Source organism: Desulfohalovibrio reitneri (assembly GCF_000711295.1).
In the GTDB taxonomy this organism is placed as follows: domain Bacteria; phylum Desulfobacterota; class Desulfovibrionia; order Desulfovibrionales; family Desulfovibrionaceae; genus Desulfohalovibrio; species Desulfohalovibrio reitneri.
The window spans coordinates 993,631-1,007,090 of record NZ_JOMJ01000003.1; the positions used below are offsets into that span (position 1 = coordinate 993,631).

Annotated in this window: 14 protein-coding genes and 1 pseudogene; 7 read left to right on the forward strand and 8 right to left on the reverse strand. The window is 59.3% G+C overall.

What is annotated here, in order from left to right; genetic code table 11:
* The first annotated feature begins 62 nt into the window (after positions 1–62).
* Both metE and glyA read left to right on the forward strand, forming a co-directional pair.
* The gene (metE, locus tag N911_RS0105265; protein WP_029895057.1) at positions 63–2,378 is read left to right on the forward strand and encodes a 5-methyltetrahydropteroyltriglutamate--homocysteine S-methyltransferase; all 2,316 of its coding nucleotides are present in this window, start codon (positions 63–65) and stop codon (positions 2,376–2,378) included.
* Positions 2,371–3,619: pseudogene (glyA, locus tag N911_RS16645) on the forward strand (serine hydroxymethyltransferase). Before metE ends, glyA begins: the two are co-directional and overlap by 8 nt.
* 89 nt (positions 3,620–3,708) lie before the next feature.
* Here the strand turns inward: glyA and N911_RS0105275 are convergent.
* The 5 genes from N911_RS0105275 to N911_RS0105295 all read right to left on the reverse strand — a co-directional run bounded on the left by N911_RS0105275 (position 3,709) and on the right by N911_RS0105295 (position 8,326).
* Positions 3,709–4,584: a phage head morphogenesis protein gene (locus tag N911_RS0105275; RefSeq protein WP_029895059.1), complete on the reverse strand. Its 876-nt coding sequence runs from the start codon at positions 4,582–4,584 to the stop codon at positions 3,709–3,711.
* Positions 4,584–6,092, reverse strand: a complete 1,509-nt coding sequence (locus tag N911_RS0105280; protein ID WP_029895061.1) for a phage portal protein family protein — start codon at positions 6,090–6,092, stop codon at positions 4,584–4,586. The genes N911_RS0105275 and N911_RS0105280 overlap by 1 nt, the downstream gene beginning before the upstream one ends.
* A 163-nt stretch (positions 6,093–6,255) precedes the next feature.
* Entirely contained in the window at positions 6,256–7,779 is a 1,524-nt protein-coding gene (locus tag N911_RS0105285; protein WP_029895063.1) for a terminase large subunit domain-containing protein, read from the reverse strand.
* Positions 7,779–8,057, reverse strand: coding sequence for a hypothetical protein (locus tag N911_RS0105290; protein ID WP_029895065.1), 279 nt, complete (start codon positions 8,055–8,057; stop codon positions 7,779–7,781). The genes N911_RS0105285 and N911_RS0105290 overlap by 1 nt, the downstream gene beginning before the upstream one ends.
* Positions 8,054–8,326 carry a hypothetical protein gene (locus N911_RS0105295; RefSeq protein WP_029895067.1) on the reverse strand — a complete coding sequence of 91 codons (273 nt, stop codon included), beginning with the start codon at positions 8,324–8,326 and terminating at the stop codon, positions 8,054–8,056. The genes N911_RS0105290 and N911_RS0105295 overlap by 4 nt, the downstream gene beginning before the upstream one ends.
* Positions 8,327–8,466: 140 nt before the next feature.
* Here N911_RS0105295 and N911_RS0105300 point away from each other — a divergent pair, with 140 nt between their 5' ends.
* Genes N911_RS0105300 through N911_RS0105310 form a run of 3 tightly spaced genes read left to right on the forward strand, consistent with a single transcriptional unit; the run spans position 8,467 to position 9,964 of the window.
* The gene (locus N911_RS0105300; protein ID WP_011366959.1) at positions 8,467–8,661 is read left to right on the forward strand and encodes a hypothetical protein; all 195 of its coding nucleotides are present in this window, start codon (positions 8,467–8,469) and stop codon (positions 8,659–8,661) included.
* 33 nt (positions 8,662–8,694) lie between these two features.
* A complete protein-coding gene (locus N911_RS0105305; protein ID WP_011700588.1) occupies positions 8,695–9,069 on the forward strand; it encodes a hypothetical protein in 375 nt (124 codons plus the stop codon).
* A complete protein-coding gene (locus N911_RS0105310; RefSeq protein WP_029895069.1) occupies positions 9,050–9,964 on the forward strand; it encodes a tyrosine-type recombinase/integrase in 915 nt (304 codons plus the stop codon). Before N911_RS0105305 ends, N911_RS0105310 begins: the two co-directional genes overlap by 20 nt.
* Positions 9,965–10,564: 600 nt before the next feature.
* Here the strand turns inward: N911_RS0105310 and N911_RS0105315 are convergent.
* The 3 genes from N911_RS0105315 to N911_RS0105325 all read right to left on the reverse strand — a co-directional run bounded on the left by N911_RS0105315 (position 10,565) and on the right by N911_RS0105325 (position 12,191).
* Complete coding sequence (locus N911_RS0105315; RefSeq protein ID WP_029895071.1) at positions 10,565–11,065, reverse strand: hypothetical protein; 501 nt, start codon at positions 11,063–11,065, stop codon at positions 10,565–10,567.
* 91 nt (positions 11,066–11,156) lie between these two features.
* Positions 11,157–11,435, reverse strand: coding sequence for a hypothetical protein (locus tag N911_RS0105320; RefSeq protein WP_029895072.1), 279 nt, complete (start codon positions 11,433–11,435; stop codon positions 11,157–11,159).
* 3 nt (positions 11,436–11,438) lie between these two features.
* Positions 11,439–12,191, reverse strand: a complete 753-nt coding sequence (locus N911_RS0105325) for a hypothetical protein (RefSeq protein ID WP_237559896.1) — start codon at positions 12,189–12,191, stop codon at positions 11,439–11,441.
* A 666-nt stretch (positions 12,192–12,857) separates the two neighbouring features.
* Between N911_RS0105325 and N911_RS0105330 the strand changes: the two genes are divergently transcribed.
* Together N911_RS0105330 and N911_RS0105335 are read left to right on the forward strand one after the other, a co-directional pair.
* Positions 12,858–13,133, forward strand: a complete 276-nt coding sequence (locus tag N911_RS0105330) for a type II toxin-antitoxin system Phd/YefM family antitoxin (protein ID WP_020886703.1) — start codon at positions 12,858–12,860, stop codon at positions 13,131–13,133.
* Positions 13,133–13,459, forward strand: coding sequence for a type II toxin-antitoxin system RelE/ParE family toxin (locus tag N911_RS0105335; RefSeq protein WP_029895077.1), 327 nt, complete (start codon positions 13,133–13,135; stop codon positions 13,457–13,459). The genes N911_RS0105330 and N911_RS0105335 overlap by 1 nt, the downstream gene beginning before the upstream one ends.
* Position 13,460 lies beyond the last annotated feature (1 nt).

Below are 13,460 nucleotides of genomic sequence, written 5' to 3' on the forward strand. Positions count from 1 at the left end.
ACTTCATACATGCAAACTGTATATTTAGCGCATCTGTTCAAAATCAAAAGAAAGGATCTGCAATGGCAAAAACGCATAATCTTGGTTTCCCGCGCATCGGAGCCAAACGCGAGCTGAAATTCGCCCTCGAAGCCTACTGGAAGAGAGAATCATCCCGTGACGAACTAAAAGAGTTGGGGGCCGTTTTACGTAAACGCCACTGGGAGGATCAGGCCGGACTTGATCTTGTGCCCGTCGGCGATTTCTCCTTTTATGATCAAGTGCTGGACATGAGCTTTGCTCTAGGTAACCTGCCTGAGCGCGTCCAGGGCTTTCAAGGTGACCAGCTGGACAATTACTTTCGTGTCGCACGAGGTCGGTCAGCACAATCGACTGAAAATCATGCGCAGTGCTGCGACGGGGTTGCGGCTGGCGAGATGACCAAGTGGTTCGATACCAACTACCATTACATTGTCCCAGAATTCAACGCGAAGACCACGTTCAATCTCGATGCCACGCAGCTGTTGGCGCAACTGGATGAAGCCAAGTCTCAGGGCGTGAAGGCCAAGCCGGTGATTATCGGTCCACTCACCTATCTCGCCATCGGCAAGGCCAAGGACGACTCGAACAAGCTGGCTCTCTTGGAGCGCCTGCTGCCGGTCTATGGCGAACTGCTGGATAACCTGGCTTCTCAGGGCGTGGAATGGGTGCAGATTGATGAACCCGTCCTCGTCACCGAGCTCGATGCCGAATGGCAGCATGCCTTCAACACCGCTTACCACCAGCTCAAGAGCACTAAAGTCAATCTGCTGGTCGCGACCTACTTCGGCCAGTTGCAGGAGAACGCCTATCTCGCGGCCAATCTCCCGGTCGCGGGCCTGCACCTCGACGCGCTCAACGACCGCGACGGTGTACTGCCGCTGCTGAACATATTGCCCTCGCACAAAATTCTGTCGCTTGGGGTGATCAACGGCCGCAACATCTGGAAGACCGACCTTAATGCCGTGCTCGACTGGCTGGAACCGCTGCACGCCCGCCTGGGAGATCGCCTGTGGATTGCTCCGTCGTGTTCGCTGCTTCATGTGCCGGTCGATCTTGACAGCGAACAGCGGCTCGATAACGAGATCAAATCCTGGATGGCCTTCGCCAAACAGAAACTAGGCGAAATAGTTGTGCTCGCCACCGCGCTAAACCGGGGCCGCGCTGCGGTTAAGGTCGAGCTGGACGTTAACCGCAGAGCAATTGAAACCCGCCGCAATTCGCCGCGTGTCACCAATCCGGCGGTTAGGGCCGCTCTGACCGGAATTACTCCAGAATTGGGATGCCGTAAAAACCCCTATGATGTGCGTGCAGCCAAGCAAGCACCGCTTTTGAATCTGCCAAAATTCCCGACGACCACCATCGGCTCCTTCCCACAGACGGCGGAGATCCGTCAGGTACGCAGTCAGTTCAAGTCCGGGAAAATCGATCAGGTCGAGTACAGGCAAGCCATTCAAGGTGAGATCGCCCGCTGTGTGCGTGAACAGGAATCCCTGAACCTGGATGTGTTCGTGCATGGGGAGGCCGAGCGTAACGACATGGTTGAATATTTCGGCGAACAGCTCGAAGGCTATGCCTTCAGCCAGTTCGGGTGGGTGCAGTCTTATGGTTCGCGCTGCGTCAAGCCGCCTATCCTCTTCGGAGACATCCGACGTCCGAAAGTCATGACGGTGGACTGGATCAGCTACGCTCAATCCCTGACCGACAAGCCTGTGAAAGGCATGCTAACCGGTCCAGTGACCATCCTTAACTGGTCCTTCGTCCGAGACGACCAGCCGCGCTCAGTGTCCTGCAAGCAGCTGGCGCTGGCCATCCGCGAGGAGGTGCTGGATCTGGAGAAGGCTGGGGTGCGCGTGATCCAGATCGACGAGGCCGCCCTTCGCGAAGGATTGCCCCTTCGCAAGTCTCAGTGGAAGGAGTACCTTGACTGGGCCGTGGAATCTTTCCGCATCACCGCCAACGGAGTAAGCGACGAAACCCAGATCCATACACATATGTGCTACTCCGAGTTCAATGACATAATTTCGGCCATAGCTGATATGGATGCTGACGTCATCACCATTGAAACTTCGCGTTCCGATATGGAGCTTCTCGATGTTTTCGACGTCTTCAAGTATCCGAACGAGATCGGTCCGGGGGTGTACGATATACACTCGCCCAACATTCCCAGCGAAGAGCACATTGTCGCACTGATGAAAAAAGCCGCCGAACGTATCCCGGTCGAACGGTTGTGGGTCAATCCCGACTGCGGCCTGAAGACCCGGCAGTGGAAAGAGGTGATTCCGGCCCTGACCAATATGGTTGCCGCCGCGAAGAGATTGCGTGCCGAGCTGCACTTATCGAGGAATGACCATGTTTGAACGGATAAAATACAGTATCGACCGGATCGATCCGGAATTGTTCGCCGCGATGGAGCAGGAAAATCAGCGACAGGAGGAGCATATTGAGCTGATCGCTTTCGGAAAACTATGCATCTCCGGCTGTGATGGCTGCCCAAGGTTCGCAGCTCACCAATAAGTACGCCGAAGGCTATCCCGGGAAGCGTTATTACGGTGGATGCGGGAACGTCGATGTTGTGGAGCAGTTAGCCATAGACCGGGTAAAGCAGCTCTTCGGAGCCGAAGCCGCAAATGTGCAGCCCAATTCGGGCTCACAAGCAAACCAGGGTGTCTTCTTCGCCGTGCTTAATCCAGGCGACACCATCATGGGCATGAGCCTCGCCGAAGGCGGCCATCTTACCCATGGCATGAAGCTGAACATGAGTGGGAAGTGGTTCAATGCGGTCAGTTACGGCCTGAACGCCAAGGAGGACATTGACTATGAATCTTTGGACGTCAAGGCCCGCGAAACCAAACCCAAGCTGATTGTTGCAGGGGCATCGGCCTTTTCGTTGCGTATCGACTTCGAGCGCATTGCGCACGTGGCGAGGACAGTTGGTGCCTATTTCATGGTGGATATGGCCCATTACGCGGGGCTGATCGCCGCAGGCGTATATCCGAACCCCGTGCCTTACGCTGACTTTGTGACCACAACGACGCACAAGAGTCTGCGCGGTCCGCGCGGCGGAGTCATTCTCATGCGTTCCGAACACGAGAAGAGCATTAATTCCGCAATATTTCCCGGTATTCAAGGCGGTCCGTTAATGCACGTTATTGCCGGTAAGGCCGTCGCCTTCAAAGAAGCTCTGGCTCCGGAATTCAGAGACTATCAGCAGCAAGTTATGAAAAACGCCGCCGTACTGGCCGATACATTGGGCGATCGTGGCTTGCGCATTGTCTCCGGCCGCACAGAGAGCCACCTCATGCTCGTTGACCTTCGCGGAAAGAGGATCACTGGTAAGGACGCCGAACGCGTGCTTGGCGAGGCCCATATTACTGTGAACAAAAATGCCATCCCCAACGACCCGGAAAGACCCTTTATCACCTCCGGTATTCGTCTCGGCACACCAGCGATAACTACACGAGGATTCAGGGAAGAAGAGGCTCGTCTTGTCGGCCACTGCATTGCGGATGTATTGGATAATCCGAATGATTCCGATTGTATCGCTCAAGTGCGGGAGCGAGTAGCAAAGTTGACGCAGGCGTTTCCCGTATACCGTTGATAGATTTACCTCCATTGTTTTTTTGTCCCGCTCACACCCAGGTGGTTGGGAGATTTCAGCGATTATTTACCTGGTCACCTTAAAGGGTGTCAGAAAGGCGCTTCATATTTTTTCAAGTTTATGTTTTTCAGAACAGGAAGGTTTGTGCATCTACAGAATGGGTGCGCTGGTTGCGGCGGAAATTTACCCGCAGGAAAAGTTATTCCATCAAGGGGTCCACAAACCGGACAGGTTCGCTCGTCGCCCATAGTCATCCATTCAAGCTGTTTGATCCCTACGTGCTGATGAAATTTTAGCCGACCCCTGTTGTGCGCCCGGAGTATCTCAGTCCGGGCGATCATCTCCATGCGATACTGGGCCTTACTGAACACTTTTGCCCCTGCCTGTTTGAACGAATCCTTGTATATCACCACCTTCCCAAGATCCCGGACGATGTCGTCGGTTCCTTTTCCCTCGACGATGGCCTGCATGATGACCCGCTTGATGCCGTCTGCGAGCTCGCGGTGGACGTCTCCGGCAAGGGTAAGGTTGTACTGCGCCATGAAGTCGAGGGCATTGGTGTCGACGATGGTGAACACCTTGGTGGCCAGCTTATCGATGCCTTCGGGCTTGAGGTCGGCGTAGAACGGCAGCGCCGCGTCGGCGAGCTCTCCGATTCCCTGCTGGATGCCGAGTTTGAAGGAGTCCTTGGTCGTCTTGCGAAAAACCAGGGTCTGCTCCCGCTTGAGCCGCTTCATGGTGTCGTCGAGTTCGAGCTGGAGCTTTTCCAGCCCCTTGAGGGCGGCGAGCTTGTTGTCCGGCAGGGAACCGAGGGAGCGGTACTGGAGGATGGCGCGGGCGACCTCGTCTTCGGCCTGTTTCAGCGCCTGGGTAAGCTGGGCCGTGACCTGGTCGTTGTAGCGGTTGCGGGCCGTAAGGCTCTTTAGGGTAGCCGCCTGGATACGCTGCTTGAGGTCCGACGGCATCAGCGGGACTCCCGGCGGTCGATGAAACGACAGGCCGGGGCGTCGAAAGTACGCTCGCTGTTGTGGACCCGGCAGTGGTTGGTGTCAGCAATGAAGTGACTGCACTCGTCGCACACGGCAGCAATGCCGGTGGACTCCAGGTCGCCCGACCAGACCAATGCCGCCTCCGCCGTTGGTTCATCGTCCTCGGCAGGAATCCCGAGCATCTTCCGGGCGCGAGGCACGCTGAGGATGCCGGAGACGACCATATCCACCACCGGCTTCACCTGCTTCTCGTCCATCAGGTCGATCTGCTTGCGTTCGGTCTCCCGGTTGGCGGCCTCGATGTCCGGGTCCAGGTCCATCTTGAGCTGAAGGCTGGAGCGGCTGATGAGCTTGCGGTCGTAGAGTTCGATGAGGAGCTTCTTGAAATCGACCGCGTCGCTGGGGTCGAGGTCGTTGAAGATGAACTGGATGCTCTTGTCGTCATGGCCGTTCAGCTCCATCCAGTCGTCGAAAACCCAGTCGAGGAGCTTGCGTGCGGCCTGTTTGATCTCGCGGATCATGACCATCATCTTCTGCATGCTCACCGAGGCGGTGGCGAAATTCGGGCCGTCGCCGGTCACCAGCGAGCGTGACAGACCCAGGGCCACCACGATGTCTTCCTTCACCTCCTTGACCTTGTCCTCGACGTTGAGGACCTGGCCATCGGTGCCGTGGGTTTCGACATTGACGTAGAACGGGACCACCAGGCCGCTTTTCATGTCCATCTTGTTGACCATGTCGCGGACCTGTTCGAGCATTCGCTGGTCCGGCATCACCATCTTCTGGCCGAACGCGCCGCCCACCTTGAGCAGGCGTAACGGCGTGGCCCAGCGCTTGGCGATGGCCTGTTCGGCCCGGCGGTAGTCGCGCAGCAGTTCGATGGCTTGAAAGGCGGGAAGCACGAGGGAGTTGCCCCGGGGCGAGAAGGCCGGAGCATCCCATTTGAGGTGGACCACCTGTTCGACGGGCAGCGGGATGGATTCCCCGCCGCCGGGGGTGTCCTCGGGAAATTGCCGGGCCTCGATCAGTTCGCCCTGGGCGTATTTGACCTTGACCGAAACCGGGTTGACGCAGACCAGTTCCTCGATGTCCTGGCCGGACTTGGTGAAGCGTTTGAAGCCGATGGCATCACCTTTCACCAGGAGCTGAAGAACCATGTCCTTGATGAATTGCGAGACGTTCAGTCGCCAGGCGGCCTCCAGGGCCTGCTCCTTGAGGGTCTCGTCATCGCTGGTGATCTTGATCTCGTCGCCCACGGCGAAGGTGCGCCAGGAGTTGACGCAGTTCTTCACCAGCGGCTCCTCGACGTAGTATTCCCAGGCCTTGCGGGCGCGTTCTTCCCAGGTGGCCGGAATCGCTTCGGCGGCGTTCACCTTGGCGAAGGCGGCCGAGTCGAGCGCGGCCGCTGCGGCCAGCGGCGCGATGATAAAGCCGGTGGTGTCCAGGCTTTCGGGTTGTTCGTCCTGATGAGCGGTGCTTTCCACGTGATCCTCTCGGTAGTTTCGGCCATGACAGCCGCACATCCGGCCCGTGTGGGCCGAACCCGGCTCGATGCCGATTACTTACCGGAGCGGGGTGGAAAGCGTCGGAGGATGCCTCCAGACAAAGTGTTGCCACTTCCGAAAAACTGGTAACGGTTTGTCTGGCTCAAATGAAGACCGGATTGGTGAGCACGGGCTTAAGCGAGACCACCTCTTCGCCGACCGGGTCGAGGTTGCCTTCCTCCCGGATCAGCATGGCGCAGCGCACTGCGTCGATGATGTGGTCGTTGCCCTTGGAATAGATGATCTTGCCGTCCCGCAGGGTGTAGGTGTGGGTGGTGAACTGGTCTTCCACCTCCAAGTCGTCCGAGGGGAAAATGAGCTGCTTGCGCTGCAGTGCCCCGTTGATGAGGCTGGTCATCAGCTCCTTGGTCCGCTTCTTGACTTCCTTGCCGTCGCGGACCGCCAGCCGGGTCATGCCGCCGAAGTCGTATCCCTTGAGCCTGCCTTCCAGCTCCAGCCCCTTGTACTTGTCCAGGGTGAGCAGCTCCTGAACCACGGCCAGGCCGTTGCCGCCGTTGTCCACGCCGATGCCCGCCGGGGTGTAGTAACGCTCCAGCAGCGCGATGATCTGGGCGATGTGCGGATAGGAAACGTGTTCAAGATGCACGCGCAGAATCATCTTCAGCAACGTCCGCTCGCCGATCTCCATCTCCTGGAATACGACAATCTCGGTGGGGTCGTTGGTGTAGCCCAGGTCGCCGCCGACCCAGAACTGACCGCTGCGGGGCGTGAGGTTGAGCAGCATCTCAAGACGGTCATGGGCCGCTTCCTCGGTGTCGCAATCGCGCAGCTCGGAATCGGTAATGACGATCTTCTGGTACTCCAGCAGATCCTGCCGACAGAGGTTGAACTGCTCGACATTGAAGGCCCCATAGGAGGGCTTGCCGTGTTCACCGGCCACCTCGTGCTGCCAACCGGAACTGTCGCGGCCGCCGTAGAACTCCAGCAGTTCGGCCTCGCGATCCTCGGTCCACAAAGGGTTTAGCCAGGACGGCCAGCGGAACACATGGAACTGCTCCGATGAAGTGAGCCGGTAATAGGTGGTGTCGCGCAGGCCGTTGGGCGTGGAGTAGATGCGTAGCATCCCCCCGGCCTTGAGGCACTGGCGCAGCGCCTTCCAGGCCCGTTCGGTCAGCCAGGCTCCTTCATCGACCCAGACGCGGCCGACATGCAGGGACCGGAAGGCGTCGCCATAGGCCCCGGCGGGGCGGAAATAGAGCACCGAACCGTTGGTGAACTCCAGCCGGAAATAGGGTTTGCGGTGGATCTTGGGCTTGCCGTACTTGGTCAGAGCGATGCTGTTCATCAGATCCGGGTTGCTGTCGAGCTGGAACTCGATCTCCTCGATGATGGTGTCGAGGTGCCCCTGGTGCGGAGCCGCGATGAGGCCCTGGCCGCCCCGGGTGGTGAAGGCGTAATGGAGCGCGTCGGTCGAGAGCACGATGGACTTACCCACGTCCCGGCCGTCGAGGTGGATGATGTTCTTGGCCGGGCAGCGCAGGTCCTCCTCCTGGTGCGGCCAGTAGTCGCGGACTGAGCCATCCCGGTTGTAGAGGTAGGCTTGTCCCCACAACACGGGATCGCTCAGGGTCGCCGCAAGTTTGCGCTCCTTGTCGGTTACCGCCATCAGTGCATTCCCGCCCTCAAGGCGCTGCCGAGGATGGTGCCCACCAGTTCCGTCAGGATCTGCTGCACGGCCAGGGTGTTCTTCCGGTCGTGGACAGCCTCCTGAATGTCGATGATGGCCTGGTCCAACTCCGCCCAGGCCCGGTACTGCTGCTGGGCCGCTTCCAGACGACCGAGGGCGTTCTCGATCCGTCCCGCCGCCAGCTCGGTGCCGATTTCAACCAGGGCCTCACCGGCCTGGCGAACGGCATCGCTGTTTCCCTGAAGGATCTCTTTCATTGGCCTGCCTCCTGGTTCGCGCCGTTGGCCCACTGGTCAAGGGCGTCCACGGCGGTCTGCAGACGCAGACCGACTCCGGTCAGGCGCTCGGCGTCCGGGTGGCCGACCTCGCGCAGCGCCTTGTTGGCCTCGGCCACGTACTCGGGCGTGTGGCGGTTGACGGTGGCCACCGCCGACTGGATCTGGGCCGGAGGCCGGTAGGTGGCGCAGCCGGTCATGATCCCGGCCAGGACCAGCGGGATGGTCCATTCGAGGGTCTTCTTCAACATGTTGATCTCCTTTGGGTTATGGGTTTGGGGAACATGCAGAAAGATCTCTGCAAACACTTGATTTCCAACGAAATAGAAGCGTCATTGGATGTGACGCGGGATGGTCCCGCATCCACGAAAACCGGAACCGGAGGCAGGCCATGACCTACGACAGAAACCGCCAGCAGGCACTCAAGGCGTACCGAGAAAAGCAGGAGAACATCGCCCGGCTGATAGAGGGCATTCGCGGCAAGCTCGAAGCGGACGCGAAGCAGCCGGACATCACCTGGGCGAGCGTCGGCTCCCTCGGCCACGTCGAGGAACTGCTGCGGGAGCTGGACGAGTTCCTGTCCTGAACACACCGGGCCACCGACAAAGGAGACATCGACATGACCGAATGCACCGTGCATCAAGCCGCCGAGGCTTTCATCGGCTACCTGCGGGAATCCGGAAAGAAAGAGCGGACCCTCTACACCTACCGGAAGGATCTCGACGTGGTTGAGTCCTTCTTCGGCGCGGATCGCCAGCTCGCCGAGATCCGGCTCCCCCAGGTCGGCAAGTTCTACAAGTCCGACCTGCTGCTCAAACTCCCCGATGGCAAGGAGCGAGCCGAACGCACCGTCGCCAAGACCGTCCGGGTGTTCCGCATGATGATGGTCTGGGCCAGGGAGTCGGGGCGCATCGAGGAGCTGCCGCTGCCCAAGAGCACACCCATGGGCCACAGCCGGGTGAAGGAGTCCAGCGATGAGCAACCGAACGGCTGACCTCGACCTGACGGGCGCGATAGAGGCGTTCTGTGCCCGCCTGTCGGCCGAAGGACGCTCCCCGGCGACCATAGCCGCATACCGCCGGGACCTCGCCCTGGTGGCCCGCGTGGCCGGGGAGCTGGCCCCGGGTATCGTCTGCCGGGCGGTCACGGCCGGGCTCCTCGACCAGGTGTTTTCCGCCGGGGCGGTCACCGAGAGCGGGCGCGGCCCACGCTCGGCGGCCTCGCTCCATCGGATGAAGGCGGCGGTGCGGGCCTTTTTCGCCTGGGCCGTCGAGGCAGGCGTGGTCGATGACAATCCGGCCCGGTCCATCCGCATGCATCGGCTGCCGAGAAAACTGCCGGTGTTCCTGACCGCTGCCGAAAAAAAACGTCTGCTCAAGGAACTCAAGGGACGGACCGACTTCTCCGCGCTGCGCGACCGCGCCATGATCGAGGTGCTGCTGGGCACCGGGATCAGGCTTGGCGAGCTGGCCGCGCTCGACATGGATGACATCGACCTCGACGCCAAACATTTGCGGGTGCGGGCCAAGGGGAATGTGCCGCAGGTCAAGTTCATCAAGACCGACCTCCGCACATTGCTGCGCCGTTACCTGGCCGAGCGCCGTCGACATGGCCGCCCGGAAATGGAAGCCTTGTTCCTGTCGAACCGGGACGGCAGACTCTGCCAGCGGCAGATTGCCAACCGGCTCGCCCACTGGCTGCGGAAGGCCGGGATCGAAAAGGAACTGACGCCGCATGGGCTGCGGCACACCTTCGCCACCCACCTCTACGGCGCGACCAACGACCTGCTCGTGGTGCAGCGGGCCTTGGGGCACCGTGACGTGTCCACCACCCAGATCTACACCCACCTCGTGGACGGCCAGCTCGAGGAAGCCCTCGAACGCCTCTGATCCTTCCTGACCCGACGATGGGAGCGGCCTCGGCTGCTCCTGTTTTCGTTGGGCGAGACAGTGTCGAAGACAGTGAATGACAGTGCCCGCAGAAGAACACATCCGCCGATGATGAATGATCATGACGATAGGTCTCAGCCTCCCGGGCGGAGCGGGAAATATCGATTGACCGGAATTTCTCCTTCTCTGTCTGTCCGCCGCACATGGCTATAACTGCTTGGCTTATGCGCTCCGGGCGCGGAACACACATGGCAATATCTGCTTGGCTTATGCGATGGCCGCTGGCGAAGGAATGGCTGTTTGCCGGGCTTGGCCGGTTCTGCCTGGGGCTCGACATGCCCATATTTACTTGGGTTGTGTGAGAGGGCTCCGGCGTGAACATGCCAATATCTACTTGGGTTATGCGGCTCGGCTTATGCGCACACATGCCAAGCGGATATCGAGAGCTGCAGGAAGAAATCGAGGAGAGGAAATGATGATCGGCAGCCGGAGAATGCCCATTCCGAAAGTGCAAGGAACACGTCTTATCCGCAATTCCGGGTGAAGCTGTCTGTAGCAAGTCGCCGTGTGCCGGGGTCATCGGAAAAGCCCTCCATGGTGTTATCCGCAATTCTTTCCGCGTTTCTTGCGGCCGGAGGGTTTCGTGCCCGAGGCGTTGGCGGCCTCGGCCACCTTCTCGAGAAGCGCCGCCGCCCATTCCGCCGGAGAGGTCTGCGGGCCTTTCGGCTCCTCACCCTCGCGGGCGATCTTGGTGGTCTTGAGATCCTTCATGTGGCAGCGGATCATCCGGTCGAGCTTCTCGGCGGCGTCGGTGTTCCCCTCGATCTGGGCGCGGACCAGCTTCACCGAGTAGACGCCCACCAGCTCCACCTGCAGGAAGTCGCTGGACTTGTTGAACTCGAAGTCCTGGTTGAGGCGCTCGATGATCGCGTCGAACATGGCCTTCTCTTCCGGTGTCAGGCAGCGGTCGGCGAAGATGCCGTGACGCAGCCGGTTCTGGTTGCCCTCGGGCGCACCAGGCCCGCGCCGGGGCGGTTCGGTCTTGCCCTCGTTGCGGTGCCAGCGGTCCAGCGTTTCTTTGTCCGGTTTGTTCAGTGCCACGTGGAAATCCTGCCGAATATTGTTTTCCCAAGCCGGGATGCGGGGCGGGAGGCCGATTTAGCCTCCAAACGCGCTCCCGCCGGTTCAGGGGTTACTTACCGGAAACGACGGCCAACTGTCGGTCCCGATCCTGTTTTCGTTCAGCGGCGATGATCTGATTGACCCGGCGGGTGGTCACTCCGGCGAGGTTGGAGATCTCCTGGCTGCTGATCCCCTGCAGATGAAGGGCAAGCACCAGGTCGCGGCGCTCTTGGTAAAACCGGCTCGGTGCCGGAACCCAGAGAATTCCGGTGTAGTGCTTCTGGATCTGCTCGAAGAGTTCCTCGGGTAGGACATCCTTGGCGTTGGCGTAGCGTTTCTTTTTCTTCACGGTTCAATCCTCCACTTTCTTCATCCACGGCTGCGGCACGTCCGGGTAGTAGAACCGCAGCGTGCTGGGACGCCCGGACTTCGGCCCATGGATAATTTCGATAGAACGCTCGGTGACCTCGCCAATCTCCTGATCGCCATCGACGAAACAGACCAGGCCGTAGTCCTCGCCGCAGGGAAACCGGAATCGGCCCTGGTTTTGATAGAGGCGTGCCTCGGACCAGCCCTTGGCCATGGCCTCCTCACGGATGGCGTCGACCTTGGCGACAGCCTGGGAAGTCACCGGCTGCTTACATTTCCAAGCTTGGTTCCCGGGATAAATCCAGTCCTTTCTGGGAGCTTCGACGGGTTTCTCCTGGGGCTCGGGACGAAGCGCGGGTGGCCGATAGTTCTTTGAGGAAAAGGACTGCAGGACCTTCTGCAGGCTTTCCTTGCCGAACTCCCGGATGACCAGCTCCTGCAGGGCGTTGAATCGCTGCCGCAGCGTATTCCAGGCATCCTCGGGGAGCTTTCCGGCCTTGTGCGCGGCTTGGGCCGTGAGCATGAGGGAACGTAGCCAGGCAAAGTATTCAGGCGACAGACGGCGACACAGCGTGCCGTCGATCTCCCGGTCTTCAGGCCAGTCGCGGGCGTCCTCGATCTCGTGGACGTCGAGCCCGGTGGAGACATAGATGGCAAGCTGCGGTGGTTGCGGTGGTAATGATGGGGTTTCACATCCTGCCGAGGCTTCCTGCCCTCCGGTGGTGTGCTTGATCATGGTTTTTAGAAGGCTCATGGCTTCGGGCTCCAGAAATACGGGTTAATCGCTTTTCCCGTTACTTACCGGAGCCCAAAGCCAGATGACGGCGGACCGCTGCCTTCGCTTGTAATCGTTTTTTGAGCGAGAGGCCGTTTTGTAACTGTTTTTTGAGGTCTCTAAACGTTTTTCGAGAAACCGGCAGGTTCTGCGGTGGATATGTGCGGTGGCTGCGGTGGTCGTGCGGTGGAAGATTTTCTCGTCCCACCGCAGAGGGTGGTGCGTTGTTTGTTTATTGTTTTTCGATAGTTATGAAGAAAGAGAAGAGAGAGTGCGGTGGTTGCGGTGGTATTTGGGGAATGTCTCTCACGCTTGGCTGGAATTTCCCTGGCGAGGAATGCCGGATCGGTGGGTCGAAAAAATATTTCAGCCCATAGGGGGTGAGACCTCTGGATTTGCCACCGCATCCACCGCAAAGGCCATGAACGCCTTGTCTGGCAAGGGTTTGGCGTGCGGTGGTCATCGACCGCAAGAGACAGCGGTGTTCACCGCACCACCGCAAAAGAAAAGGACGCCCGAGAGCGTCCTGGATGATTTTTCAAGCCACCACGATGGCGACTCGGAGCGTTTCAGATTGACAGTTGACCCGTTTTCGGACTATATTTGGTCATGCAAAGGAGGATGGATATGAAGCTATCGAGCCAAATCAAACCGATCAGTTACCTGAAAGCCCATGCCGCAGAAATCGTGCGCAACATGTCCGGGCAAGGTGAACCCCTGGTTATCACCCAGAATGGCGAAGCCAAGGTCGTGATGCAGGACATCGAAAGCTATGAGCAAACCCAGGAGACCATGGCCCTTCTGAAGATCCTCGCGCTCGGCTCGCGTCAGATCGAGGAAGGCAAAGTCCAGCCCGCCGGTGATGTCATCCAGCGGCTTCGCGACCGGAGCAAGAGTCGCTGATGACCTTCCAGATATTTCTGACCGACGATGCGTCACGGGATTTGGAGGAGTTGTACGACTACATTGCATCCCACGACGCGCCGGGAAAAGCGGATTACGTTCTCGATCAAATAGAGAAGGCCTTTTCGAGCCTCTCCGAGATCCCGGAGCGAGGAGCCTATCCAAAAGAACTGCTGGCCATCGGGCTTCGCGAGTACCGTGAGATTTTTTTCAAACCCTACCGTATCATCTATCGAGTCATGGCCGAAAATGTTTATGTCATGGTGATTGCCGACGGCCGCCGCGATATGCAGACCTTGCTGCAACGTCGTCTATTACAGGCATAAC

Coding starts and splice junctions, on each gene's coding strand:
- N911_RS0105285 (WP_029895063.1), bottom strand. CDS start 7,779: ATGGCGGTAACCGACAAGGAGCGCAAACTTGCGGCGACCCTGAGCGAT.
- N911_RS0105300 (WP_011366959.1), top strand. CDS start 8,467: ATGACCTACGACAGAAACCGCCAGCAGGCACTCAAGGCGTACCGAGAA.
- N911_RS0105325 (WP_237559896.1), bottom strand. CDS start 12,191: ATGATCAAGCACACCACCGGAGGGCAGGAAGCCTCGGCAGGATGTGAA.
- metE (WP_029895057.1), top strand. CDS start 63: ATGGCAAAAACGCATAATCTTGGTTTCCCGCGCATCGGAGCCAAACGC.
- N911_RS0105305 (WP_011700588.1), top strand. CDS start 8,695: ATGACCGAATGCACCGTGCATCAAGCCGCCGAGGCTTTCATCGGCTAC.
- N911_RS0105330 (WP_020886703.1), top strand. CDS start 12,858: ATGAAGCTATCGAGCCAAATCAAACCGATCAGTTACCTGAAAGCCCAT.
- N911_RS0105295 (WP_029895067.1), bottom strand. CDS start 8,326: ATGTTGAAGAAGACCCTCGAATGGACCATCCCGCTGGTCCTGGCCGGG.
- N911_RS0105290 (WP_029895065.1), bottom strand. CDS start 8,057: ATGAAAGAGATCCTTCAGGGAAACAGCGATGCCGTTCGCCAGGCCGGT.
- N911_RS0105310 (WP_029895069.1), top strand. CDS start 9,050: ATGAGCAACCGAACGGCTGACCTCGACCTGACGGGCGCGATAGAGGCG.
- N911_RS0105335 (WP_029895077.1), top strand. CDS start 13,133: ATGACCTTCCAGATATTTCTGACCGACGATGCGTCACGGGATTTGGAG.
- N911_RS0105275 (WP_029895059.1), bottom strand. CDS start 4,584: ATGCCGTCGGACCTCAAGCAGCGTATCCAGGCGGCTACCCTAAAGAGC.